The 23,983-nt window shown below is 71.4% G+C and carries 20 protein-coding genes; 10 read left to right on the top strand and 10 right to left on the bottom strand.

What is annotated here, in order from left to right:
* The first annotated feature begins 5 nt into the window (after positions 1 to 5).
* The 3 genes from FHS29_RS29215 to FHS29_RS29205 are packed head-to-tail and all read left to right on the top strand — an operon-like array spanning position 6 to position 2,453.
* Entirely contained in the window at positions 6 to 773 is a 768-nt protein-coding gene (locus tag FHS29_RS29215) for an ABC transporter permease (RefSeq protein ID WP_184696080.1), read from the top strand.
* A complete protein-coding gene (locus tag FHS29_RS29210) occupies positions 770 to 1,567 on the top strand; it encodes an ABC transporter permease (RefSeq protein WP_184696078.1) in 798 nt (265 codons plus the stop codon). The genes FHS29_RS29215 and FHS29_RS29210 overlap by 4 nt, the downstream gene beginning before the upstream one ends.
* 1 nt (position 1,568) lies before the next feature.
* Complete coding sequence (locus FHS29_RS29205) at positions 1,569 to 2,453, top strand: ABC transporter ATP-binding protein (RefSeq protein WP_184696076.1); 885 nt, start codon at positions 1,569 to 1,571, stop codon at positions 2,451 to 2,453.
* A gap of 109 nt (positions 2,454 to 2,562) precedes the next feature.
* On the opposite strand, the gene FHS29_RS29200 is transcribed toward FHS29_RS29205, so the two are convergent.
* Complete coding sequence (locus FHS29_RS29200) at positions 2,563 to 3,717, bottom strand: 4-hydroxybenzoate 3-monooxygenase (RefSeq protein ID WP_312865148.1); 1,155 nt, start codon at positions 3,715 to 3,717, stop codon at positions 2,563 to 2,565.
* 233 nt (positions 3,718 to 3,950) lie between these two features.
* Here FHS29_RS29200 and FHS29_RS29195 point away from each other — a divergent pair, with 233 nt between their 5' ends.
* From FHS29_RS29195 to FHS29_RS29180, 4 genes are all read left to right on the top strand, one after another.
* A complete protein-coding gene (locus FHS29_RS29195) occupies positions 3,951 to 4,976 on the top strand; it encodes an ABC transporter substrate-binding protein (RefSeq protein WP_184696071.1) in 1,026 nt (341 codons plus the stop codon).
* Positions 4,977 to 5,224: 248 nt separating this feature from the next.
* A complete protein-coding gene (locus FHS29_RS29190; protein WP_184696069.1) occupies positions 5,225 to 8,386 on the top strand; it encodes a sensor histidine kinase in 3,162 nt (1,053 codons plus the stop codon).
* Positions 8,383 to 8,805 carry a roadblock/LC7 domain-containing protein gene (locus FHS29_RS29185; RefSeq protein WP_184696067.1) on the top strand — a complete coding sequence of 141 codons (423 nt, stop codon included), beginning with the start codon at positions 8,383 to 8,385 and terminating at the stop codon, positions 8,803 to 8,805. Before FHS29_RS29190 ends, FHS29_RS29185 begins: the two co-directional genes overlap by 4 nt.
* A 59-nt stretch (positions 8,806 to 8,864) precedes the next feature.
* Positions 8,865 to 9,455 (top strand): GTP-binding protein, encoded by a 591-nt coding sequence (locus FHS29_RS29180; RefSeq protein ID WP_184696065.1) that lies wholly within the window; start codon positions 8,865 to 8,867, stop codon positions 9,453 to 9,455.
* A gap of 186 nt (positions 9,456 to 9,641) precedes the next feature.
* Here the strand turns inward: FHS29_RS29180 and FHS29_RS29175 are convergent, their stop codons facing one another.
* From FHS29_RS29175 to FHS29_RS29150, 6 genes are all read right to left on the bottom strand, one after another.
* Positions 9,642 to 11,747, bottom strand: coding sequence for a diguanylate cyclase domain-containing protein (locus tag FHS29_RS29175; protein ID WP_184696063.1), 2,106 nt, complete (start codon positions 11,745 to 11,747; stop codon positions 9,642 to 9,644).
* A gap of 128 nt (positions 11,748 to 11,875) precedes the next feature.
* Complete coding sequence (locus FHS29_RS29170) at positions 11,876 to 12,682, bottom strand: SAM-dependent methyltransferase (protein ID WP_184696061.1); 807 nt, start codon at positions 12,680 to 12,682, stop codon at positions 11,876 to 11,878.
* Between the two features lie 286 nt (positions 12,683 to 12,968).
* A complete protein-coding gene (locus FHS29_RS29165; RefSeq protein ID WP_184696059.1) occupies positions 12,969 to 14,168 on the bottom strand; it encodes a S8 family peptidase in 1,200 nt (399 codons plus the stop codon).
* A gap of 533 nt (positions 14,169 to 14,701) precedes the next feature.
* The gene (locus FHS29_RS29160) at positions 14,702 to 15,160 is read right to left on the bottom strand and encodes a hypothetical protein (protein WP_184696057.1); all 459 of its coding nucleotides are present in this window, start codon (positions 15,158 to 15,160) and stop codon (positions 14,702 to 14,704) included.
* Positions 15,132 to 15,758 carry an RNA polymerase sigma factor gene (locus tag FHS29_RS29155; RefSeq protein ID WP_184696054.1) on the bottom strand — a complete coding sequence of 209 codons (627 nt, stop codon included), beginning with the start codon at positions 15,756 to 15,758 and terminating at the stop codon, positions 15,132 to 15,134. The genes FHS29_RS29160 and FHS29_RS29155 overlap by 29 nt, the downstream gene beginning before the upstream one ends.
* A 72-nt stretch (positions 15,759 to 15,830) precedes the next feature.
* Entirely contained in the window at positions 15,831 to 17,033 is a 1,203-nt protein-coding gene (locus tag FHS29_RS29150) for a S8 family peptidase (RefSeq protein WP_184696052.1), read from the bottom strand.
* A 76-nt stretch (positions 17,034 to 17,109) separates the two neighbouring features.
* Between FHS29_RS29150 and FHS29_RS29145 the strand changes: the two genes are divergently transcribed.
* On the top strand, positions 17,110 to 19,722 hold the full coding sequence (locus tag FHS29_RS29145; RefSeq protein WP_184696050.1) for a CHAT domain-containing protein: 2,613 nt from the start codon (positions 17,110 to 17,112) through the stop codon (positions 19,720 to 19,722).
* A 65-nt stretch (positions 19,723 to 19,787) separates the two neighbouring features.
* Positions 19,788 to 20,216 carry a nucleoside deaminase gene (locus FHS29_RS29140; RefSeq protein ID WP_184696174.1) on the top strand — a complete coding sequence of 143 codons (429 nt, stop codon included), beginning with the start codon at positions 19,788 to 19,790 and terminating at the stop codon, positions 20,214 to 20,216.
* Positions 20,217 to 20,399: 183 nt separating this feature from the next.
* Here FHS29_RS29140 and FHS29_RS29135 read toward each other — a convergent pair whose 3' ends face one another.
* Together FHS29_RS29135 and FHS29_RS29130 are read right to left on the bottom strand one after the other, a co-directional pair.
* Complete coding sequence (locus tag FHS29_RS29135) at positions 20,400 to 20,759, bottom strand: STAS domain-containing protein (RefSeq protein WP_184696048.1); 360 nt, start codon at positions 20,757 to 20,759, stop codon at positions 20,400 to 20,402.
* Between the two features lie 14 nt (positions 20,760 to 20,773).
* Complete coding sequence (locus tag FHS29_RS29130) at positions 20,774 to 21,907, bottom strand: carboxylate-amine ligase (protein ID WP_184696046.1); 1,134 nt, start codon at positions 21,905 to 21,907, stop codon at positions 20,774 to 20,776.
* 76 nt (positions 21,908 to 21,983) lie between these two features.
* Here FHS29_RS29130 and FHS29_RS29125 point away from each other — a divergent pair, with 76 nt between their 5' ends.
* On the top strand, positions 21,984 to 22,946 hold the full coding sequence (locus FHS29_RS29125; RefSeq protein ID WP_184696044.1) for a DNA topoisomerase IB: 963 nt from the start codon (positions 21,984 to 21,986) through the stop codon (positions 22,944 to 22,946).
* A 151-nt stretch (positions 22,947 to 23,097) separates the two neighbouring features.
* Here the strand turns inward: FHS29_RS29125 and FHS29_RS29120 are convergent, their stop codons facing one another.
* Positions 23,098 to 23,964: a baeRF2 domain-containing protein gene (locus FHS29_RS29120; protein ID WP_312865147.1), complete on the bottom strand. Its 867-nt coding sequence runs from the start codon at positions 23,962 to 23,964 to the stop codon at positions 23,098 to 23,100.
* Positions 23,965 to 23,983: the final 19 nt, after the last annotated feature.

Raw genomic sequence — 23,983 nt, 5'->3', positions numbered from 1 at the left:
TGCGCGTGCGTGCGCTCACCCGAGGACTGCTCGGTGTGGCCGGGTTCCTCGTCATCTGGGAGCTGTTCGGCCGGTCCGGGCTGGTTCCCGCGGAATACCTGCCACCGCCCTCGGTGGTGGGGGTGGAGCTGATCGGGCTGCTGGGCGACGAGGCGTTCCTGCGCGACGTCGTCGCCACGGTGCTGGCGCTGCTGATCGCGGTTGGACTGTCCATCGGCATCGCCGTCCCCTTGGGACTGGTGCTCGGCAGTGTCCCGGCCGTGCGGCACGCCACCCGCGCCGTGGTGGAGTTCCTGCGGCCGATCCCGTCGGTCGCGCTGATCCCGCTGGCGATCCTGGTGCTGGGCGTCGGGCCGGAGATGAAGATCAGCCTCGCCGTGTACGCGGCGGTGTGGCCGATCCTGTTCAACACCATCTACGCCCTCGACGAGCTGGACCCCCTGCTGGTCGAGACGGCCCGGGTGTTCGGCACCGGCCGGGTGCGGGTGCTGTTCGCGGTGGCGCTGCCCAGCGCGTTGCCGTTCGTGCTGACCGGGATCCGGCTCGCCGCGACGACCTGCCTGGTCGTGCTGGTGAGCGTGGAGCTGCTCGCGGGAGGCTCGGGCGGGCTCGGGCAGTTCATCATGGAGGCGCGCAGCGGCGCCGGCCGCATGGACCTGGTCCTCGCCGGGACCGTGGTCGCGGGCGTCATCGGGTTCGCGGTGAACGAGGGCCTGGAACGCGCGCAACGTCGTTGGGTCGCGTGGAGTTCGGTCACCGGAGGACGGTCATGACGCGGTTCCTCCAGCGCTGGGGGGTGTTCGCGGGCCTCGTCGTGGTCTGGGAACTGCTGACCTGGCTGGCCGACGACACGTTCTTCCCGCGTCCCACCGCGATCGCCGAGGCCGCCCGGGCGTTGTGGCTGTCCGGTCCGGCAGATCGGCTGTTCCTCACCGACACCGTGTTCGAGCACGTGTTCCCGAGCGTCGGCAGGCTGCTCGCCGGCTGGGGCATCGCCGCCCTGATCGGCGTCTCGCTCGGCGTGGCGCTCGGCCGTTCCGCGACGGCCATGCAGTTCGCCGGGCCCCTGCTGACGTTCCTGCGCTCCATCCCCCCGCCGGCGCTGGTGCCGGTGTTCCTGCTGGTGTTCAACATCGGTACGCAGATGCAGCTGGCCACGATCGTGTTCGGCGTGCTGTGGCCGATCCTGCTCAACAGCGTCGACGGTGCGCGCAGCGTCGACGCGACCAAGTACGAGACCTCGGCGGTGTTCCGCATCCCCAAGCCGCAGTGGGTCCTCGGTGTCGTCCTGCCGGCCGCCGCACCGAAGATCTTCGCCGGGCTGCGGGTCAGCTTGTCGCTGTCCCTGGTGCTCATGGTCGTCTCGGAACTGGTCGGCACCGACAACGGGATCGGGTCGCAACTCCTCGTCGCCCAGCGGGAGTTCGACTTCCCCGACATGTGGGCCGGGATCGTCCTCCTGGGAGTCCTCGGCTACGCCCTCAACACCGTGCTCCTCGCGTTCGAGCGCCGGGCCCTCGCCTGGCAGCCCAAGCAGGAGCGCACCCCCGCGACGGTGGAGGATTGACATGACCGCGATGCTCTCGGTGGCCGAGCTCGGCCATACCTACCAGGCGAAGGACGGTGCGCACACCGCCATCGCCGACCTCTCGTTCACCGTCGGCGCAGGCGAGCTGGTCTGCGTCGTCGGTCCGTCCGGCTGCGGCAAGTCCACGCTGCTGCGCACCATCTCCGGCCTGATCCGGCCGACGCACGGCGCCATCTCCCTGCACGGCAACGCGGTCCAGGGCGTGCCGGACGACCTGGCCGTGGTGTTCCAGGACTACAGCCGCTCGCTGTTCCCGTGGCTGTCGGTGCAGAAGAACGTGGAGTTCCCGCTGCGCCGCTCGCTGGGCCGCGCCGCGCGCCGGGCCAGGGCCGCCGAGGCGCTGGAGTGGGTGGGCCTGTCCGGGGCGACCCGCAAGTACCCGTGGCAGCTCTCCGGCGGCATGCAGCAGCGGGTGGCGATCGCGCGGGCCCTGGCCTACCGGCCCGCCCTGCTGCTCATGGACGAGCCGTTCGCGTCGGTGGACGCGCAGACCCGGTTCGAGCTGGAAGACCTGCTGCTGAAGGTCAAGCGCGAGCACGACACCACCGTCCTGGTGGTCACCCACGACATCGACGAGAGCGTGTACCTGGGTGACCGGATCCTGGTGCTGTCCGGCTCCCCGGCGTCCGTGGTGGCGGACCTGGCGGTCGACCTGCCCGCGCAGCGCGACCAGATCACCACGCGCGAGTCCGAGGCCTTCGTGGCGCTGCGCGCGGAGGTGGCGCGGCTGTTGAACGTCGGCAAGAGCACGAAGGCGCTGCGGGCCAAGCGAAAGGCGAATGAGCAGTCCGCCGCGAAATGGGCGGAAGCCGAACGCGCCGAGGTGTCCCGCGCGGAAGCGGAGGACCGCGCGACCACTTCCTGACCGCGCACCGGATCGAATCGGGGCGGGCGGTTCCCGGCTCATCGGACACCATTGTCCCGATGAGCCGGGAACCGCCCGCCCCCGCTTTTCCGGCGGGTCCGACGGCGGTTCAGGGGCCGACGTAGTTTTGCGCGAAATACCCGGCGGACGCGCCGGACCCGATGAGGTGTTCGAGCCGCGCCTGCCCCAACCGGCTCAGGAACGGCTCCGGCGACCGGTGGAGCATGAAGACCATCCACTGCGAGAACTCCTGGGCACGCCACACCCGCCGCAGGCACACCTCCGAGTACGACCGCAGCCCGCTGTCGTCACCCGTTCGGTGGTACTCGGTCAGGGCGGCGGCGAGCACCTCGGCGTCGTGCAAGGCGAGGTTCATTCCCTTCGCGCCGACCGGCGTGATGATGTGCGCGGCGTCGCCGAGCAGGAACAGGTTGCCGTGGTTCATCGGTTCCACCACGTGGCTGCGCATGTCCAGGATGCGCTTCTCGATGATCCGGCCCTCGGTCAGCGACCAGTCCGAGTCGCGCAGCGCGAACCGCTTGTGCAGTTCGGCCCACACCCGTTCGTCCGGCCAGTTGTCCACCGTGTCGTCCACCGGGACCTGGAGGTAGTAGCGGGAAACCGTCGCGCTGCGCAGCATGTGCCCGGCGAAACCGTCCGGGTGCAGCGCGTAGATCACCTTGTGGGTGGACGGCGGCGCCTCGGCCAGGATGGACAGCCACTCGATGCCGTGCTGGTGGGAGAACTCCTGGATGGCGCCCGCCGGGATGCTGCGCCGCGTCACGCCGTGGAAGCCGTCCGCCCCGCCGATGAACGAGCAGTCAAGCCGCTCCGCCGTGCCGTCGGGGGAGGTCCAGGTCAGCGCGGGCGCGGGGCCCTCGATGTCGTGCAGCTCGACGTCCGAGACGCCGAACCGGACGTCGCCGCCGCCGTCCACGAACGCGCCCACGAGGTCCCTCACGACCTCCTGCTGGGGGTAGACGTAGTGCGTCTGCCCGTCGTAGAGCGACGAGTAGTCCACCTCGTGGGCTTGCCCGTTCACCCGGAATTCGCACACCCCGTGGCGATCCGCCTCCCGGAGCAACCGGTCCGCCAACCCGTGCCGGGTCAGCATCTGCACGGCCCGGTGCTCGATGACGCCCGCGCGCGGACGGGTCTCGATGTACTCGCGGGTGCCGCGTTCCAGTACCACACAAGGGACTCCGGCCTGTTGGAGCAGGTTTCCCAGCGTCAGGCCGGCCGGTCCCGCACCGACGATTCCCACCGGACGCAGGTTGCTCTGTCCGGCCCATTGCCCATCAAGATCGCTCACCGAGTACCCCAACCTCTGGACAGCCTGTGCAAAGATGCTCACCGAAGGTAGTGGATCAGCCTTCGAGTGTCGGTCGACTGGGGTCTTGTCGAACCACCAAAGTCACTTTGAGTGGTTCCGCAGCGGCCCTGTCGCCCGTGCATCCTGCCCCCGCAATGTCGCCACTCCAACAGGAGATGCCCCCCATGACTCGTAGAGTCGGCCTCTCGGCAAGAAGGATCATCGGCGGTCTGTCCGCGATCGCGATGCTCGCCGTGGTCTCCGGCTGTGGTTTGCTCGGCGGTTCCGAGGACAAGCCCACCGACGCCGCAGCAACTCCGGGCAAGGTCGAAAAGACCAGGATCAAGCTTGGTCTGCTGCCGATCCTCGACGTGGCATCGGTGCACGTCGCGATCAAGAAGAACTACTTCAAGGACGAAGGTCTGGAGGTCGAGCCGGTGAGCATCCAGGGTGGCGCCGCGGCCATCCCGGGCCTGATCAACGGCGACATCGACATCACCTTCGGCAACTGGGTCTCGTTCTTCGCCGCGCAGGCCAAGGACGCGGCCAAGAGCGTGGACGGCCTGAAGCTGATCAACGACGGCTACCAGGCCAAGCCCGAGATGTTCCTGATCCTCACCGGCCCGGACTCCTCGATCAAGTCGCCGAAGGACCTGGCCGGCAAGACGATCGCGATCAACACGTTCAAGAACATCGCCGAGCTGACCGCGAAGGCGACCCTGGAAGCGAACGACGTGGACCCGAAGTCCGTGACGTTCAAGGAGTTCTCCTTCCCGGACATGCAGGCCGCGGTGCAGAACAAGACCGTCGACGCCGCCTTCATGGTGGAGCCGTTCATCAGCAAGGCGCAGCGCGCGATCGGCGCGGTCAGCGTGCTGGACGCCGCGTCCGGCCCGACCGACGGCATCCCGGTCGCCGGCTACGGCACGACCGGCAAGTTCGCCAAGGAGAACCCGAACACCGTCGCCGCGTTCCAGCGCGCGATGGCCAAGGGCCAGCGCGACGCCGCCGACCGCCCCACGGTCGAGCCGCTGCTGGTGGAATACGCCAAGGTCGACAAGGAAACCGCGAGCCTGGTCCACTTCGGCGAGTTCCCCACCACGCTGGACGCGACCCGGTTGCAGCGGGTCGCCACGCTGATGAAGACCTACGGCCTGCTGGAGAAGGACTTCGACGTCAAGCCCATGCTGGTCCCCGCTCCGGGCAGTTGAGCCGACGCGGCGGGGAGCCCGGCGACGGGCTCCCCGCGCGGCGTCCGGGTCGGGCGGCGGGAAAACGCGAACACGCGTTAGCGATCGTTTAGCCCGACCCGGACGGCGGTGACGACAATGGTTGATTTGCAAAATACCGCGTTCCTCGTCCGAACGGCGGTATGACGACCGGGGTTTTTCCACCAAGATCCACCCGGTTTGTAGGGAAGTGTCGTTTACTGGCTGGGGGGCTGGGGAGTGTGCTGACGGTGCGCGGTCACGATGACCACGCCTCCGGAGGAGATCCGGAGCGGACTGAGCTCGACAAGGCCGCGGACGCAGTTCCGCCCGACTCGGGTCCGGGCACAGGCACCACCGCGCCCGCCGACCGGGGCATCTCCCGGTGGCGCCTGCGCAACTGGAGGCTGCGCAGCAAGCTCGCCGTGGTGCTCCTGGTGCCCGCGCTGAGCACGCTCGCCCTCGCGGGCCTGCGGCTCGACACCCAGCTCGACGAGGTCGAGCTGTTCGGCAAGGTGCGGCAGGAGCTCCAGCTGTCCGCCCAGGCCGCCGCCGTCTCCGACGCGCTGCAACTGGAGCGCGACGCCGCGGTCTGGTTCGTCGCCGGCGGCCGGTCCGACAACAGCGCCGAGCTGGTGGCGCGGTCGGCGACGGTCGACCAGGAGGTCGGCCGGTACCGCGACGTCTCCACCCGCACCTCGGGCATCGACGAGAGCGTGCGCGGGTCGTTCGAGAAGTCGTTGCAGTCGCTGGACGGCCTGCCCTCGCTGCGCAACACCACGCTGACCACCAAGTACCCGGACATGTCGGTGTCCAGCGCGTACACCCAGATCCTCAGCGCGCTCGCCCAGGTGCACCGCGCCACGGCGAGCAGCCTGAGCAACGAGACGATCACCCCGCTCTCGGGCGCCAACCTCGCGCTGTACGGCGCGAAGGAGCAGCTGTTCCAGCAGAACGCGATCCTGCTGTCCACCGCGAAGCGCGGCGAGTTCGCGCCGGGCCAGGTCAACGCGCTGCGCGCGGCCCAGTCCCGGCTGGACGCCGCGCTCACCGACTTCGCCAACACCGCGAGCCAGGAAAACCGCCAGCGGTACTCCGACGTGGTGTCCGGCGCCTCGGTGGACGCCCGCAACCGGCTGGTGCAGCTGGCCCTGGTGCAGCAGGACGAGTCCGGCGAGGTGTCCATCTCGGACGCCGAGGTGATGCGGGTCGGCGAGGAGACCGCCGGTCTCATCCGGACGGTCGCGCTGGACATCGAGCAGCAGGCGGACCAGGCCGCGGTGGACCTCGCCGAGATCGCGCGCGGGTCGGCGTGGCGGGACGCGGCGCTGGTCGCGGTCGCGCTGCTGATCGCGTTCGCCCTGATGGCGTTCGTGGCGCGGTCGATGCTGACGCCGCTGCGGGTGCTGCGCCGCTCCGCGATGGACGTGGCCCGCAACCGGCTGCCGGAGGCGATCAAGCGCATCCGGACGCACCGCGACCCGGCCCGCGCCGCGGAGGAGTCGCTGGTGCCGGTGCCGATCCACACCACCGAGGAGGTCGGCCAGGTGGCGCGGGCGTTCGACGCCGTGCAGCGCGAAGCCGTGCGCCTCGCGGTCGAGCAGGTGGCGCTGCGCGCGAACGTCAACGACATGTTCATCAACCTCTCGCGCCGCTCGCAGGCCCTGGTCGAACGGCAGATCACCGTCATCGACCGGCTGGAGCAGGACGAGCAGGACCCCGACCAGCTGGCCAGCCTGTTCGAGCTGGACCACCTGGCCACCCAGATGCGCCGCAACAGCGAGAACCTGCTGGTGCTCTCCGGCACCACGGTCAACCGCCGGGTCACCCGGCCGGTGCCGATCTCCGAGGTGCTCGGCGCGGCCGTGTCCGAGGTCGAGAAGTACGCCCGCGTGCAGGTCGCGCCCGCGCCGGAGCTGCGGATCCAGGGCCGGGTGGTCAACGACCTCGCGCACCTCATCGCCGAGCTGCTGGACAACGCGACCGCGTTCTCCAAGCCCACCACCAAGGTCACCGTGCGGGCCATCGAGACCCGGCGCGGCGAGGTGTCCATCCGCATCCACGACCGCGGTGTCGGCATGCAGGAGCAGGACATCGTCGACGCGAACAAGAAGCTCGCCGAGCCGCCCGAGGTCGACGTGTCGGTGGCCCGCGAGATGGGCCTGTACGTGGTCGGCCAGCTGGCCAAGCGGCATGAGATCCGGGTGACGCTGACCAACAACGACGACATAGAGGGTGGGGTCACCGCCCAAGTCGTGCTGCCGGTGTCGCTGCTGCACCGCGGCCCCGAGCCGTTGCCGGGCAGGCCCGCCGCACCGGCCCTGGCGCCGCGCCAGGCGCCCCTGGAGCTGGAGGCCGGCGTGCTCGCCGGCGTGCCGAAGTGGACGCCGGACCAGCCGCCCGCGCTGCCGGCCCGCCCGGACGTGACGCCCGCGCCGTTCCCGTCGGCCGCCGAGACCACGCCCGCGCCGTTCCCGCAGCTGGTGTCCACCCCGGCGGAGGAGGGCACGAACTTCTTCGAGGTCGAGCAGACCCCGGCGGCGGACCTGTTCACCGCCACCGTGGCCGAGACCGTGCCGCCGCCCGAGGGTGCGCCCGACTACACCTACCCCGGCTCGCCGAAACCGCCGCCGGTGGTCGTGGTGGAGGAGGACGACGCGTCCACCCAGCGGCTGCCGATCTACGAGGACGTGCTGTCGCGCTGGTTCCAGGGCGGCGAGGGAGCGGACGCGGCGGTGCGGGGCGAGCCGGCCGACGACGTGCCGCCGGAGTCCCCGGCCGAGCGGACCATGTTCGCCGACCGGGTGGACCTGGTCGGCCCGGACGGCCACGACAGGCCGGCCGGTGGGGACAGGCCGGACCACGACAGGCCGGCCGGTGGGGACAGGCCCGACAGCTCGGCGGAGCAGACCGTGTACGCGGACCGGGTGGACCTGGTCGGCGACGACCAGCGGGTCGACCCGCTGCCCACGTCGGCCGGACTGCCCAAGCGGTCGCCCGCGCCGTCCCCGGTGCCCGCCGCGAACGCCGAGCCCGCACCGGGCTGGGGCCCGGCCGACGACGGCTGGGCCGCCGCCGGCAGCGTGCTCAAGTCCACTGTGGACGACACCACGACCGCGGGCCTGCCCAAGCGCAAGCCCAAGGCTCGCCTGATGCCCGGCTCGCTGAGCGCTCCGTCGCAGCGCCCGACGTCCGCCCCGCCGTCCACCAACGGCAACTCCGCCACCGCCGCCGGAGTCGGCACCACCGCCCCGCCCCGCCGGTCCGCCGACCGGCTGCGGCAGCGGTTCGCCACCTACCAGCGCGGCGTGCAACTGGGCCGCGAATCCGCCGACGACAACGGGATGCCCTGGGAGGGGCTGCCGTTCGGCAACGGAGACAACCCCGGCAACCAGACCAAGGAGCAGAAGTGACCACCGCAGCCGAAGAACTCGACAACTTCAGTTGGCTGGTCGACGACTTCGTGAGCCGGGTCGCGGGCGTGGCGCACGCGATCGTGGTGTCCGCGGACGGACTGTTGCTCGCCTCCTCGGAACGCCTCCCGATCGACCGCGCCGAGCAGCTCGCGGCGGTGGCGTCCGGGTTGGTCAGCCTGAACCTCGGCGCGGCGCGCTGCTTCGAGGCGGGCGACGTGAAGCAGACCGTGGTGGAGATGGAGCGGGGCTACCTGTTCCTGATGTCCATCAGCGACGGGTCGTGCCTGGCCGTGCTGGCCGCGCCGAACTGCGACATCGGGCTCATCGGCTACGCGATGACCCGGTTGGTGGAACGGGTCGGCGTGCAGCTCACGCCGGAGATCCGCTCGCGGCTGCACGTGGCGATGCGCGGTTAACTGTGTGCGGTGCACCTGTCGGTGCACTTTCTGGGCAACACTAGGGAAACGGAAGCAACATGAGCGGTGGTGCTCCCGAACGGCCGGGGACACCGAGCCTGTCGGTCATGTCGACCAAGATCGTGGTCGCAGGTGGCTTCGGCGTCGGCAAGACCACGTTCGTCGGCTCGGTGTCGGAGATCGTGCCGTTGACCACCGAGGCGGTGATGACCGAGGCGAGCGTCGGGGTGGACGACCTGACCAGCACGCCGAACAAGATGACCACCACGGTGGCCATGGACTTCGGCCGGGTGACGCTGGACGAGGACCTCATCCTGTACCTGTTCGGAACCCCCGGCCAGCACCGCTTCTGGTTCATGTGGGACGACCTGGTGCGCGGTGCGATCGGCGCGGTCGTCCTGGTGGACACGCGGCGGCTGTCCGACGCGTTCGCCTCGATCGACTTCTTCGAGGACCGCGAACTCCCTTACGTGGTGGGCGTGAACTGCTTCGACGGTCTGCTGCACCACCGCATCGAGGACATCCGGGAGGCGCTGACGATCGACCAGTCGGTGCCGATCGTGCCGTGCGACGCGCGGAACCGGCAGTCCACGAAGCAGACGTTGATCACGTTGGTGCAGCACGCGATGAGGCTGCCGACGTTCGCCTGAGAGCGGTGCGCGGACGGGGTCGCGGGTAGTTCCCGCGACCCCGTCCTGTGCTGGTCGGAATCGGCGGGTTGCCGGCCGGTCGTTGATGGGTCGTAGATGGGTTGTCGGCGGGCAACGGGTTCGTGGTCCGCGAGCGGTTCGGCGACCGGGATCGCAGTGCGTTCGGCGACGACAGCCGCGAGGTCGTCACCGTCGCACGGTCAGGTCCGCTCCCGGCACCTCGCTGATCACCAGCGTGCCGATCGAGCGCAGCAACGGGATCACGGTGGCCAGGGCGGTGCGTGCGATCGGCTCGTCCGGCGGCGCGTCCACCTCCACGCCGTGCAGTGCCTGTCGTTGCACCAGCGCGAGTTCGCGCAGGCCCCCGGTGAAGCTGTGCAGCAGTCGGCGCACGCCCATGTCCGCCAGGGTGGTGAGGTTGTCCTCGACCACCTCCTGGCAACCCGCCAGGCAGCCCGAGTGCAGGCTCAGCCAGAGGTGTTGCGGGGCGAGGCCGGAGGTGCGCAGCGCTTCCGCGACCACGGCGGACAGGTCGGGATCGCGGGACTGGTCGGCGGACAGCCGCACGATCACCGGCAGCTCCTCGGCCGCCGCGAAGGCGCACGCCTCCTCCAGCAGCCATGCGCCGAGCTGGTCGCTCAGGCCCAGGGTGTCGGCGAAGTCCAGGCACTCCTCGTGGTCGACGACGCCGAATTCGGGTTCGTCCCAGCGGAGGCGGGCGGTGACGGCGGTGTGTGGTGTGACTGGGTGGGGCGTGGCTGGTTGGGGTGTGGCGGAGTGGGTGTGTGGTGTGGCTGGGTGTGGTGTGGCTGGGTCGGGTGCGGCGACGGGGCGGTAGTCGATGGCGATCTCGCCGTTCTCCAGGGCACCGGGCATGGTCGCGATCAGCGCCAGCCGGGTGCGGTCGCGGGCGTCCTGGCCGGCGTCGTAGATGCCCCACTGGCCCTTGCCGCCGCTCTCCGCCCGCCGCAGCGTGCTGTGTGCCTGACGCAGCAACGACATCGCGTCCAGACCGGTGGCGGAGGTGCGCACGAAGCCCATGCCCGCCGACACCCCGACGCCGTGGCCGGACAGGTAGACCGGCTCGGACAGCTCGGTGTCGATCGCCTCGGCCAACGCGGAGATGCTGGGGGTGTCGGCGGAATCCTCGATCAGCACGACGAACTCGTCACCGCCGATCCGGGCCACCGTCGCGTCCTCCCCGGCGAACACGGCGGTCAGCCGCTGCGCCACCACCTTCAGCAGCTCGTCACCCGCCTCGTAGCCGATGCCGTCGTTGACGATCGCCACGCTGTCCACGTCCAGGTAGCACAACGTGATCGAGCCCGGCCGGTTGAGCGCCTGCTCCAGCCGGGGCAGGAAGCTCTGCCGGTTCGGCAACCCGGTCAACACGTCGTGCAGCGCCTGGTGCCGCAGGTAGTCGCGCAGCACCCGCTGCTCGGTGACGTCCTCGAACACGGCGACGCGGTACTTGGGCTGCCCGTCCGCGTCGCGCACCACGGACAGCGCCACGTTGGTCCACATCGGATCGCCCACCGGTCCGGCGAACTGCTGCTCGATCCTCGCGCTGTCCCCGGACTCCCACGCGGACCGCAGCGCTACCAGGTCACCCGGCTCGAAAAGCTTCTCCGGGTCGAGGCCGGGGTTCTCCGCGTCGTCCTCGGCGTGCCCATCGTGCCCGGCGTGCCCGTCGTCCCCGGTGTGCCCGTCGTCCCCGGTGTGCCCGGTGTGCCCGAGCATCCGCACCAGCGCGGGGTTCGCCTCGACCACCGCGCCGTCCAAGTCGAAGATCGCGATGCCCACGGACGTGGAGGAGAAGACCTGGCGGAACCGCGCCTCGCTGTCGTGCAGCTCCCGCCGGGTCTGTTCCAACGTCAGCATGAGTGCGGTGCGCACCTTCTCCTGCTCGGCGAAGATCTGCCGCCGCACGGCGTTCGCGTAGCCGGCGGCGACGGCGGCGAGCACCGCCGTGACCCGTTCCGCCGGGGCGCCCACCAGCGCGGGCAGCGCGGTGCCGAGCACCTCGATGCTGCGCTGGAGACTGGTCTGGCCGGTGAACCGGGCGGTCACCAGCCACTCGCCGACCGGTGCCGCCTCGTCCGGGCGGAACTCGTGCGCGGTCAGCAACGCGGAGAGGAGGGCGAGGTGGCGTTCGAGCGCGGCCCGGATCGCCGGACGGGCCATCGGCGCGTACGCGCCGGCGACGAGTTCCCCGGTCCACGCCTCGGCGCGCGCGGCAACGGCCTCGGAAGGCTCTTCCGAGGCTCGCACTTCCGGCGGCGTGTCGGTCATCGAAGAGTGGTCGTGCTGGATGCAGCGAAAGCTGGTCGTGCGGGGTGTGTCGAAGAGTGGTGGTGCGGAGTGAAACGGCGGAACGAATGATCAGATCCGCAAATCTTGCGTACCCGGCACGGTCCTAGTCAAGGCTTTCGGCCCACAACGGCGTACAGATTGGCGCACCCCGGGTCGGACGGCACGTCCTCGGGCGCCTCGGGGCGCCACTCGGGCGTGAACACCAGCCCCGGTGCGACGATCTCGAAACCGTCCATCATGCTCAGCACCTGCGCACGGGTGCGCGGCGTGATCGGTTCGGCGGCGCGCTCGAAGATGTCCGCGCCCGCAGCCATCTCCCGCGGCATCCGGTCGGACGTGAAGTGCGAGATCGCCAGGTGGCTGCCCGACGCGAGGAGGTCCCGGTAGCGGGCGAGCACGCCCCACGGGTCGTCGAAGTCCGGGAGGAAGTGCAGCACGCCCACCGCGAGCAACCCCACGGGGCGGCTGAAGTCCAGCAGTGACCGGCTTTCCGGCGCGTCGACCACGGCGTCGGGCTTGCGCAGGTCGGCCAGGATCGCGGTCGCGTCGGGGTTGTCCGCGAGCAGCAGCGCGGAGTGCGTGACGGCGATCGGCTCGATGTCCACGTACACCACGCGGCACGCCGGGTTCGCGAACTGCGCCACCTCGTGCACGTTGCCCACGGTGGGGATGCCCGAACCCAGGTCCAGGAACTGGGTGATGCCCGCCTCCACCATCGCGAGCACGGCGCGGCGCAGGTACGACCGGTTGAACCGGACCATGTCGCGCACCGGCAGCACGCGGGCGAGCTGTTCGCCGGTGTCCCGGTCGACGGCGAAGTTGTGACCGCCGCCGAGCAGGTAGTCGTAGACGCGGGCGGAGCTGGGCAGCGCCACGTCGACTCCGTCCGGGGACCAGCCGGTCCGTCCGGCCAACGCACACCCCCTGTTGGACGAGGGAAATTCGAATCACCCTACTGGCGCAACGGTGGGCCTGGGCGGTCGCTGAGAGCGGATCACCCGACTGGGCAAGGGGTGGCGGGTGTGTTCGCTCTGACGGCGGACGCCCCGCTGCGGAGTGTTCGCAGCGGGGCGTCCGGGTGAATCGATCGGGGGTCGCCGACCTGTGTGAATTCGAAGGGCGTCGACCCGGGTGGCATCGGGGTCGCCGATCTGTGTCATGCCACGAGCACGTCGACCAACGTCGCGGCAGGAGCCGGTGTCACGCTATGAATACACCGTAACCGGGGTGGAACTCGGCGTTGGTGAGCAGTTGGTCCCGTGCTTCCAAGGCGGACAGGCCCTGCCCGACCATCGTCGCGATCCGCCCGGCCACGTGCGGCGCGGCGAACGACGTGCCCAGCCAGTAGGCGAACCCGTCGTGGGTCTCCACCGCGGGATCGCCCTCCAGTTGCCACCGGCCCCGGAGGAACGTGCTGGTGCGGTTGCCCACCGCGCACGCGTCCACCCAGTGCCCGTGGTTGGAGTAGCACGCGGGCGCGTGGGAACCGTCCCGTTCCTCCGCGACCGCGGCCACCGCCAGCACGCGGGGCAGCGCGGCGGGCCAGCAGGGCCGGTTGGTGCCCTGGTTGCCCACCGACGCGACCACCACCACCGATTCCGGCAGCGCGGCCACCGCCCGCCGGACCGGTTCGGAGGCCACGTCGTCCTGCGTGAAGCAGCCCAGCGACAGGCTCACCACCTGCATGTGCTCGCCGAACCACGACAGCGCCCGGACGAAGTCCTCCTCGGTGCCCAGACCGTTGGGGTCCAAGGCTTTCTCCACGTCGAACCGGACGCCCGGCGCGGCCTGCCGGAGCACGCCGGCGACGAACGTCCCGTGTCCGCCTTCCAGCGCGAACACGTCGTCGTGCGCGTAGGCCGGGTCCACCTTGTCCTCGTGCGGGACGAACGCGCCGCCCAGCCGGCGCGGGTGGTCGGTCTCCGCGGCGCGGGAGATGCCGGTGTCCGCCAAGCCCACCAGCACGCCCTTGCCGTCGCCCGCCGCGTCCGGCGACGGGTCGGGCAGGGGTGGTGCGGGTTTCGGCGGCTGCACCGAGTTGCCGTGCATGTTGCCGCCGTGGCCGACGAGGACGTGGTGCGGTTGCACGAAGGGAACCCGTTCTCCCGGCCACTGCGCGGGGGTGCGCAGCAGGCGGACGATGGCGGGGATCCCGTCGTGGTGCAGTGGTAACCGCAAGCGGGCCATGCCGGCGAAGTCCTCGCCGCGCTCGTTGTCGATGTGGCTCTGGGTCAGCTTCCCGCGGACCCGGTCGACCTCCTCCGGGATGGTGAGCAGTTCTCCTGCCACGTAAAGGAATTCGCGCCCCGACTCGGCGTGCAGTCGGATGTCGGGGCGGTGTTGCACCGCGCGGGCGAACGCCTGTTGGTAGAGCTCGGCCCGGCTTGGTGGTTCGGACATGGAACACCTCTCCACAGCAGTCGTGAAACTGTCGGGGTGAGGGGGGTTCGTTCAACCTAGCAGGGTGGGAGGGGGTGGGGCTCGCTTGAAAAGCGTGCTTGCCGGAGGGGGCCTTGCTGAAGGGTGTCCTGCCGGAAGGGGTCTCGTCTGAAGGGCGTAAGGGCGTCCTCGCCGGACGGGCTGGCCGCCAAGGATCTCCACAAGAGCCCTGCAAAGCTCTTCGAGCTTTGAGGGCGGTGGGTCTGCGTGTCATCCCCGTATGGCCAGGTCAAAGACAACCACATGCGTCAAGGGCAGATCGATCATGGGTGTGCGGTGGTCGCGCGACCGATCTGCCCTTGACACATGCGGTTCCCTGCGGGCAGGCCATACGGGGATGACACGCAGAGGCAGAGGTGTGCGCGGGGCGCGCAGGCCGTGGGTGGGGCGCGGCCGAACGGCAGGTGTGCGCGGGGCGCGCAGGCCGTGGGCGGGGGTGTGCGTGGTGTGGGCAGGGAAGTGCCCCGTCGCGAACGAAGGTCGCCGCGACGGGGCTAGACGCAGACCCAGTCGGTTACCACGGTGGTGTTGTCGGTCTCGATGCGGAAGCGCACGGGGCCGGGGGGTGGTGGGCCGAGCAGGAAGCAGCCGAGCTCGTCCAGGTCGGTGTCCTCCACCGGGCCGTTCGCGGTGAGCAGCACGACGCGTCCGGGGAAGGTGGGGAGCACCTGGCCCGCCACGCCGGCTTCGGTGACCTCCACCTGTACGGAGATGCCCTCGGCGTCGAAGACGAGTTGGCGGGCGGTCAGCGCGGCTCGGGCACGGGCGGCCAGGTCGGTGTCCAGGATCGAGTCGTAGCTGGTCAGCAGCATCAGTTCGGCGTCGACGGTGCGCCACGTGTAGGCCGCGCGGCCCGCTTCGGCGAACTCCGGCGGGAGGTCGCGTGCCTCGGCCAGTGCCTCGGTCAGCTCCCTCAGCAGCACCTCATCGCTTTCCCACCCCGGACCGCTCACCGAGCACACCTCCTCCGCCGACCGGCCGCGGGTTCAGGAAACCCATCACCGCGGGTGTTTTGCGCAGCTTCTCCAGGCACCTGATGCGGGTCGGGCCGATGCTGCCGACCGGCATCGCCAGTTGTTCGCTGACGGCCGCGTAGCTGGGCGGCGGGTCGGCCATCAGCTTGGCCAGCAGTTCCCGGCACTGCTCGGAGAGCAGCCGGAAGCCGTCCCGCAGCGCCTGCCGCCGCTGCGCCGCCTCCAGCTCCTCGTCCAGGTCCGCCACCGCGTCCACCGGGCTGGCCGGCTCGTCGTCGGACATCGGGTCGTACGGCTGGACGCGCTGCTGGATGCGCAGCATCCGCAGGCACTCGTTGCGGGTGGTCGTGGAGATCCAGCCGGGTAGTGCTTCGGGATCGCGCAGCCGCCCGATCTGCTCCACCAGGCGCAGCCACAGGGTCTGGTTCACGTCGGCGGCGTCCGCGGGGCGCAGCCGGTGCTTGTAGATCACCGAGAGCACCAGCGGCGTGTAGCGGTCGACGATCTCGTTCCAGGCCCGCTGGTCGCCCTGCGCCGCCGCGCTGACCAGCGCGGCGATGGGGGGTGCAGGGGTCACGGCCCCTCCTGGGCTCAGGTCTCCTCGTTGCTTCCACACACTACGGAGGGCGGACGTGCCCGCCGGATACGTCTAATCCACGAGAATTCCGTAGCCGGGGAAGAAGGGTGCTCCGGTGAGCAGCTTGTCGCGGGCTGCGGTCGCGGACAGGCCGTGCGTGGTCATGGTCTCCGCGATGCGGCCGGCCACGTGGGGTGCGGCGAACGAGGTGCCCAGCCAGTACGCCCACCGGTCGTAGACGTCCACCGCCGGGTCGCCCGGCAGCACCCACCTGCCCTTGAGGTAGGTGCTGGTGCGGTTGCCGATCGCGCACGCCTTCACCCAGTGCCCGAAGTTCGAGTAGCACGCCGGGGCGCGGGTGCCGTCGAGCTCCTCGGCGATCGCCGCCACGCCGACCACGTCGGGCAGCGCGGCGGGCCAGCTCGGCCGGTTGGTGCCCTGGTTGCCCGCCGACGCGACCACCACGACCGACTTCGGCAGCTTCAGCAGCGCCCGGCGGATCGGCTCGGAGGCCACGTCGTCCTGGGTGAAGCAGCCCAGCGAGACGTTCACGATGTGCACCTGCTCGTCGAACGACGACAGCGCCCGCGCGAAGTCCTCTTCGGTGCCCAGCCCGGACGGGTCCAGCACCTTCTCCGGGTCGAACCGGACGCCCGGCGCGGCCTGCCGCACGACTCCCGCGACGAACGTGCCGTGCCCGCCCTCCAGGGCGAACACGTCGTCGTGCGCGTAGGCGGCGTCCACCTCGTCGGGCTTGGGCACGAACGCGCCGCCCAGCCACGCCGGGTGGTCGGTGGCGGCGGTCTTCGAGATGCCGGTGTCCAGGATGCCGACGACCACGCCCTTGCCGCGGCCCTCGGAGCCCTTCGGCGGGTCCGCGAGCGGCGTGCCGACGTGCGGCGGCTGACCGGGGTGGCCGTGCATGTTGCCGCCGTGGCCGACGACCGCGTGGTGCGGCTGCACGAACGGCACCCGCTCGCCGGGCCACTGCCGGGGATCGCGCAGCAGGCGCACGATGTTCGGGATCTCGTCCGGGTTGCGCGGCAGGACCAGCCGGACCATGCCCGCGAAATCGCGGCCCCGCTCGTTGTCGACGCGGTTGTCCCGCAGCTTCCGGCTCACCCGGTCGACGTCCTCGGGGATGGTCAGCAGCTCGCGCGCGACGAACAGGAACTCGCGACCGCGCTCGGCGTGCAGCCGGAGGTCCTTGTGCTCCCTGATCGCCTGCTCGAACGCTCTCTCGTACAGCTCGGGGCGGTTCGACGATTCGGACACGAAGGCCTCACAGCAGCGTCGACGGGTGCTGAGCTTGATCAAGCTACCACAGGGCTTCCGGTAATAAGGTGTGTCCGTGGCCGGGGTTTCCGCCGCCGCTGCCCTGGAAGCCCGGCAACGGGATCCGCACGCGGCGATCGTGATGGGCCGTTCGGCGCTGCGGGCCGCGCGGTCGGTCGGCGACGCCGGGGAAGCGTCGGTGGCGGAACGCGCGATCGGTCTTTCGTTGCGCGAACTGCACGATTTCGACGGGGCGTTGAGACACCTGCGCAGGGCGGTTCGGATCGCCGAACAAGCCGGTTCCGGACGGCTCGCCGCACTGGCGCGAGTGAGCCTCGCGTTCGTCCTGTCCAACACCGGGCGGCACGCGGAGGCGCTGCGCACGGTGAACGCGGCACTGCCCGAGCTGCGCGGCGTGGACGCGGACTACGCGCGGATGCAACGCGGGCTGGTGCTGCACTACCTGTGCCGCTACGACGAGGCGCAACGGGAGTACAACTGGGCGATCGACGCGGCCCGCCGGGACGGCGACAAGCTGGGCGAGGCCCGTGCCCGAAACAACCGCGGCCTGCTGCGCGCCTACACCGGAGGCCTGCGGGCGGCCGACGAGGACTTCGACCGCGCCGCCGCCCTGTACCGGGACCTGGACCAGGAGCTGGCCGTCGCGGACGTGCGGTGGAACGCGGGCATCTCCGCGTCCCGCGCCGGCGACGTGCCGCGGGCGCTGACCATGTTCGCCGAGGCCGAGCGCGAGTACCGACGCCTGGAGGTGCCCCGCCCCGCGCTGCTGATCAACCGGCTGGAGCTGCTGGTGTCCGTGCCGCTGCTGGAAGAGGCGCGGGCGGCGGCCGACCGGGCGTTGGCGGAACTGGGCAAGAGCCTGGTGCTGGCCCGGTCCGAGGCGCTGTTCTACCGGGCGCGGATCGCGTTGATGGAGGACGACTTGGAGCTGGCCGTGCGGCTGGCCGTGTTGGCGCGCAAGGGTTTCCGGCGCGAGAAGCGCGAGGTGTGGGAGGTCGGCGCACGGCACCTGGAGCTGCGCGCGGCGTACCTGAGCGGTGACCGTTCGCGCGGGTTGTGCACGGCGATGGCACGGGTGGCGTCCAGGTTGGACGAACTGGGTTGGCGCATGGCGGGCCTGGAGGCCCGCGTGGACGCCGCGCTGATCGCCCGCGAGCTGGGCGACGAGCGGCGCGCCCTGGTGGAGCTGACGGCGGCCGGCGCCGCCCGCCGGGGCGGCCCGGCGGCGCACCGCGTGCAGGGCTGGTACGCCGAGGCGCTGCGGCGTGACCTGGAGGGCAACGCTCGGGGCGCGCAGCTCGCGTTGCGCCGCGGGCTCGTGCTGCTCGACGAGTACCGGGTGTCGCTGGGTGCGGCGGAGCTGCGGGCGTTGAGCGGGGCGCAGGGCAAGGCGCTGGCGTTGGAGGGATTGCGGTCGGCCGTGGCGAGCGGGCACGCCGGGAGGGTGCTGAGCTGGGCGGAGAGTTGGCGCGCCGGGGCACTGCGCATGACGCCCGCGCGTCCGCCGGAGGACTCGGGCCTGGCCGACGCGCTGGCCGAGTTGCGCGCGGTGACGTCGGACATCGACGTGGCGCTGTCGGCCGGGAAGCCGACGGCGGCTCTGCGGCAGCGGCAACTGCGCGGCGAGCAACGGGTGCGCGAGCTGACCCGGCAGACCAGCGGCGGCGGCGCGGTGGACCGGGTGCCGGCGGTGCGTGACCTGGCGTGGGCGCTGGAGGACGCGGCGCTCGTGGAGTACCTCGACTTCGAGGGCGCGCTGCTGGCCGTGGTGGTGGCCGGCGGTCGCGCCAGCCTGCACCGGCTGGGGCCGGTCGAGGGGGCGGTGCGCGAGATCCGGCTCCTGCGCTTCGCGCTGCACCGCCTGGTGACCCTGCCCGAGCAGGTGGACAAGACCGCTGTGCGAGCGGGTGCGGAACACGCGGCGTCCCTTCTGGACCGCCGGTTGCTCGTGCCGCTGCGCGGACGTCTCGACGGCCGGGCCCTGGTGCTGGCGCCCACCGGGATGCTCGGCGGTCTGCCGTGGGCGGCGCTGCCCGGTTGCCGGGGACGTTCGGTGACCGTCGTGCCGTCCGCGACGGTGTGGCTGCGCGCGGCTTCGTCCTCCCGGGTGCCCCACGACCGGGCGGTGTTGGCAGCCGGACCCCGGTTGCCCGCCGCGCCGACGGAGATCGCCGCCATCAGGCCGCTCGCGGGTGAGGCGTCGGTGTTGGTGGGGGATGCCGCGACGGTCGACGCGGTGGCGTCGGCCATGGACGGCGCGCCTTTGGCGCACGTCGCGGCACACGGCTCGTTCCGCGCGGACAACCCGTTGTTCTCGGCCTTGGAACTGGCTGATGGGCCGTTGACGGTCTACGACCTGGAGCGGCTGCGCACGCCGCCTGCCCGGGTCGTGCTGTCGGCGTGCGATTCGGGGTTGTCGGCGGTTCGGCCCGGGGATGAGCTGATGGGCTTCACGGCGGCTTTGCTGGGCCTGGGCACGCGGACCCTGGTCGCGCCCGTGGTGCCGGTGCCGGCTGAGACGACCACGCCGTTGATGGTGGACCTGCATCGGCGGTTGGGCGAGGGGCAGACGCCGGCGGTCGCTCTGGCGGGGGCGCAGGAGGCGTATGCGGGCGATGGGGATTTGGCCTTCGCGGCGAGCGTGGGCTTTCTCTGTTTCGGTGCTTGACGGCCGTCCGTGGTCGACGGGGCGACCGGTGGCGACGGTAGGTTGAGGCCGTGGACGCACGAGACATGCTCGCCGTTGCCGTGGAGGAGGCCCGTGCCGGGCTGGCCGAGGGCGGGATCCCGATCGGCGCCGCGTTGTTCACCTCGGACGGGACGCTGCTCGGCCGCGGGCGCAACCGCCGCGTGCAGGACGGGGACGCGTCCACGCACGCCGAGACCGCCGCCTTCCGCAACGCCGGCCGGCGGAAGGGCTACCGGGACACGATCATGGTCACCACGTTGTCACCGTGCTGGTACTGCAGCGGCCTCGTCCGTCAGTTCGGGATCCCCCGAGTGGTGATCGGTGAGGCGCGGACGTTCCACGGTGGTCACGACTGGCTGGCCGAGCACGGTGTCGGCATCACCGTGCTCGATGACACCGCGTGCGTCGAGCTGATGGGCGACTTCACCGCCGCCCACCCCGAGCTGTGGTTCGAGGACATCGGCCGGGACTGAGCGCCACCGGTCGGGAAGACCGACACCGGTCAGGGCGACGCACGTCGGCCAGGGCTGGTCGGCGGCGGGCGCACTGCCCCCGTGGGAGCCCCTGTCGGGGGCAGTGCGCCGCGCCGTCCGCGCAGTCCGTCGAGCCCTCTGGCGTCCACCGGGCTCTCACGAGCCGGGCGAGGACGACTTCGGTCAGACCTTCGCCAAGGCCTCGTCGACAGTCGCCACGATGGTGAACACCGAGGCCAGGCCGGTCGCCTCGATCGGGCGCAGCACCGCCCGACCGGCCGCCACGACGATCAGCGGCACACCGAGCTCGTCGGCCCGCTTGCTACCCGTCACGAGCGACTCCAGGCCCGCCGAACCGAGGAACCGCACCTGGAGCAGGTCCACCACCACGGCCCGCACACCCGTCACCAGGTTGCTCTTCAACGGACTGGCCAGCTCGTCCGCGCTGCTCGTGTCCAGTTCACCCGACACGTGCAGCACCACCACGCCGTCCGACGGCTGATCGACCCGAACGGACGCGAGCGTTGCCGCGGGTTCTGGCACGCCGGTCTCCTCTCTCATCGCACACCGCCGGTGCGGTGCGTTGTCCACGGTAGTCCGGCGTGGCCTTCGGCGACGGTTTCGGCCAGCGCCAGGTCGACCAGGTCACGCGCGTCGGGCGAGGCACCGAACGCCCGGCGTTGCCGGGCCGCCCCGCTCCCGTTCGAACGCAACCATTCCAGGTGATGTTCCACGACGGACAGTGAGCCCGCATCGCTCAGCGCGTCGGCGCTGAGCGCGACCAGCTCGGCGGCCAGGTCCCGGGCCGGCAGCAGGTGCCCGGTGCGCGGGTCGACCGCCAGACCGTCCACGCCGTCGCGCGCGGCACGCCAGTAGGCGGCCCGCAGCAGCACGTCGTCCACCCGATCGGGCGGTTCGGCGGAGGAGCCGGCGGTGCGGGCGAAGGCCCGGATGAGTTCGGCGATGACGACGGCGTCCTGGGTGGTCAGCGGGATGTCCGCGACCCGCACCTCCACCGTCGGGACGTGCGACGACGGCCGCACGTCCCAGTAGACCATCTTCTCGTCGAGCACGACCTCGGTGTGCACGAGGGTCCGCACCAGGCGGTCGTAGTGCTCGGCCGAGTCCACGTGCGGCGGCGGTCCGCCGACCGGCCAGCGCGACCAGACGATCGACCGCCAGCTCGCGTACCCGGTGTCCGCGGCCTGTTCGACCGGGGAGTTCGCGCTCAGCGCGAGCAGCGTCGGCAGCCACGGTCTCAGCGCGTTCGAGACGCGGACGGCGGTCGCCCGATCCGGTACGCCGACGTGGACGTGCATCCCGCACACGCCCTGCCCGCCGAGCAGCCTGCGGTGCGAGTACTCCATCAACCGGTAGCGCGGGTCGTCGGTGCCCGGCGGGGGCCCGGCCGTGCCGACCGGCGGCACGGCCGACGCGAGCAGCCGGCAACCGACGGCCTGCGCGGCCTCGGCCAGGTGCTTGCGGCCGAGCAGGACCTGTTCGGCCAGCTCGGCGGTGGTGTGGCAGACCGGCGTCGCCACCTCGATCTGGAACGGCGTGAGCTCCCGCTGCACGTCGAACTGCTCGCCCGCGTACTGGGCGACTGCCTCGGCCTTGGGCACGGGTCGGCGCGACTCCGGGTCGACGAGCAGGAACTCCTGCTCGACGCCGACGGTCCACGGCTGCGTCATGGGCGTCCCATACCCAATCGGGGCGGCTCTCAACCCAGGAAGTTTCACCCTTCTCGGGCCTGGGCACCACGCGGGGGTGAGACTGCGCCGCAGCAACCCGCACGGTCCCGGCTGGCGCCGACAGCGCCGAGGCCGGGGCTTCAGCTACACCGATGCCGACGGCGCGGTGCCGGACGCGGAGGAGCTGGCCCGGATCAAGTCCCTGGTCATCCCGCCCGCCTGGCGCGACGTGTGGGTGTGCCCGCACGCGAACGGCCACCTCCAGGCGGTGGGCACGGACTCGGCCGGCCGCCGCCAGTACCTGTACCACGACCGGTGGCGGCAGGAGCGGGACGAGGAGAAGCACGACCGGGTGCTGACGCTGGCCCCGGCCCTGCCGGCGTTCCGGACGGAGGTGGCCCGTGCGCTGCGCGGCCGGGGGCGGAGCCACGAGCGGGTGGTCGCGGCGGCGCTGGCGATGCTGGATCGCGGCGTGTTCCGGGTCGGCGGCGAGTCTTACGCGGAGGACAACGGGACGCACGGCGTGGCGACGCTGCTGTGCTCCCACGTCCGGGTCCGCGGATCCACCCTGGACTTCTGCTACCCGGCCAAGGGCGGTATCCAGTTCACCACGAGGGTGGTCGACGGGGATCTGGCGCGGGCGGTGAAGTCGTTGCAGCGCAACAGGTCCGACGACGAGCGGCTGTTGGTGGACCAGAGCGGGCGCGGGGTGACCGCGGAGGACGTGAACGAGCGGTTCAAGCAACTGGTCGGGGACGAGTTCTCGGTCAAGGACCTGCGCACCTGGCACGCGACGGTGTTGGCGGCGGTGGCGCTGGCGCGGGAGGAGCGGCCGGGGTCACAGCGCGGTCGCAAGCGGGTGGAGGCGGCCGTGATGCGGGAGGTGTCCGAGCACCTGGGCAACACGCCGGCCGTGGCCCGGAAGTCCTATGTGGACCCTCGGGTGGTCACGTTGTTCAACAAGGGCACTGTTCTCGCCGACGTCGACGGTGATCGGGAGACCGTCGAGAAGGCTGTGGTGGAGCTGTTGACCAAGTAGGCCGACGGGTCCGGGCGCCCGCGCGGGTTTTCGCGCTCGGCCGCACTCCGGTCCGGGTGCGGCGAGACGTGCGCCGGACAGGGCGCACGCCGCCGGACGGTCCGAGCCCTCAACCGGCGAGCAATGCGCCGGGCTGGGCGCGTCCGAGTCCTCAACCGGCGAGCAGTGCGCCGACGTCCTCGTGCAGTCGCAGCGCCCCGCCCACCAAAGCGATCTCCGCGCCGTGGACCGCCGCCAGCAACGGCAGGACCTCGTCCGCCCGACCGCCGTCGGCTGCCATCCGGGATCCCACCAACGGGTCGGTCAACAGCAGCGTCTCCACCGCTCCGGCTTCCAGCGCCGCCTGCACCGCGATGACCCCGTGCACGGCCCGCCCGGTCAGCCGCGAGGACTCGTCGCGGAACCGCTGCACGACAGCCCGCCGGGCATCCTGGTTCGCCCGCCCCGCCAGGTGCAGCACGGTCCGGTCCGGCGCACCCTCGACCTCCACCACCAGGTGGTGGTACCGATCGGGCAGCGCCACCCGCAAGGACCGCCGCGAGGACAACGGCCCGGCGAGCACCAGTAAGGGGGCCTGCAACCGGTCGACCAGGGAGGTGGCTTCGTGGGCCACGTCGGCGAGTTCCAGTGCGTCGAGTCGTCGGTTCGTCCGCCGCGCCCCCACCGAGGCGACGGCCACCGGCCGGCCGCTCGGGTCCACGCCCCGCAGTTCCGCCTCGTACTCGGCAACCTGCACGACGACATGAGGCAGCAGGGGTTCCGACAAGTCCACCAGCGGCAACAGGTAGGGCAACGCGCCGAACCGCACGGTGTAGCCCGTGGGCGGCAACGGCAGGTCACGGTCGATCAGCACCCGCCCGTCGGCTGCGACCAACCCGCGCCCCACGGCGTTCGACCGGGAGTCCGATATCGCCGAACCGACTGCCTCCAGCAGTTCCGGGGCCGCCCCGGCGCCCTCCAACTGGTCGCGGATCGCACGCCACCGCAGGCCTACGTGATCACTCACATCGAGGTACACCGACACGAATGGTCCATCG

It is taken from the genome of Saccharothrix tamanrassetensis, from assembly GCF_014203665.1.
Lineage (GTDB): Bacteria > Actinomycetota > Actinomycetes > Mycobacteriales > Pseudonocardiaceae > Actinosynnema > Actinosynnema tamanrassetense.
The sequence above is the reverse complement of the archived record's forward strand: the minus strand, read 5'-3'. Positions and strand labels throughout refer to the sequence as shown.

Excerpts from the sequence above, each read along its gene's own strand:
- FHS29_RS29165 (WP_184696059.1), bottom strand. The coding sequence starts at position 14,168 with ATGTCCGAACCACCAAGCCGGGCCGAGCTCTACCAACAGGCGTTCGCC.
- FHS29_RS29140 (WP_184696174.1), top strand. The coding sequence starts at position 19,788 with ATGCTCGCCGTTGCCGTGGAGGAGGCCCGTGCCGGGCTGGCCGAGGGC.
- FHS29_RS29180 (WP_184696065.1), top strand. The coding sequence starts at position 8,865 with ATGAGCGGTGGTGCTCCCGAACGGCCGGGGACACCGAGCCTGTCGGTC.
- FHS29_RS29195 (WP_184696071.1), top strand. The coding sequence starts at position 3,951 with ATGACTCGTAGAGTCGGCCTCTCGGCAAGAAGGATCATCGGCGGTCTG.
- FHS29_RS29175 (WP_184696063.1), bottom strand. The coding sequence starts at position 11,747 with ATGACCGACACGCCGCCGGAAGTGCGAGCCTCGGAAGAGCCTTCCGAG.
- FHS29_RS29130 (WP_184696046.1), bottom strand. The coding sequence starts at position 21,907 with ATGACGCAGCCGTGGACCGTCGGCGTCGAGCAGGAGTTCCTGCTCGTC.
- FHS29_RS29210 (WP_184696078.1), top strand. The coding sequence starts at position 770 with ATGACGCGGTTCCTCCAGCGCTGGGGGGTGTTCGCGGGCCTCGTCGTG.
- FHS29_RS29205 (WP_184696076.1), top strand. The coding sequence starts at position 1,569 with ATGACCGCGATGCTCTCGGTGGCCGAGCTCGGCCATACCTACCAGGCG.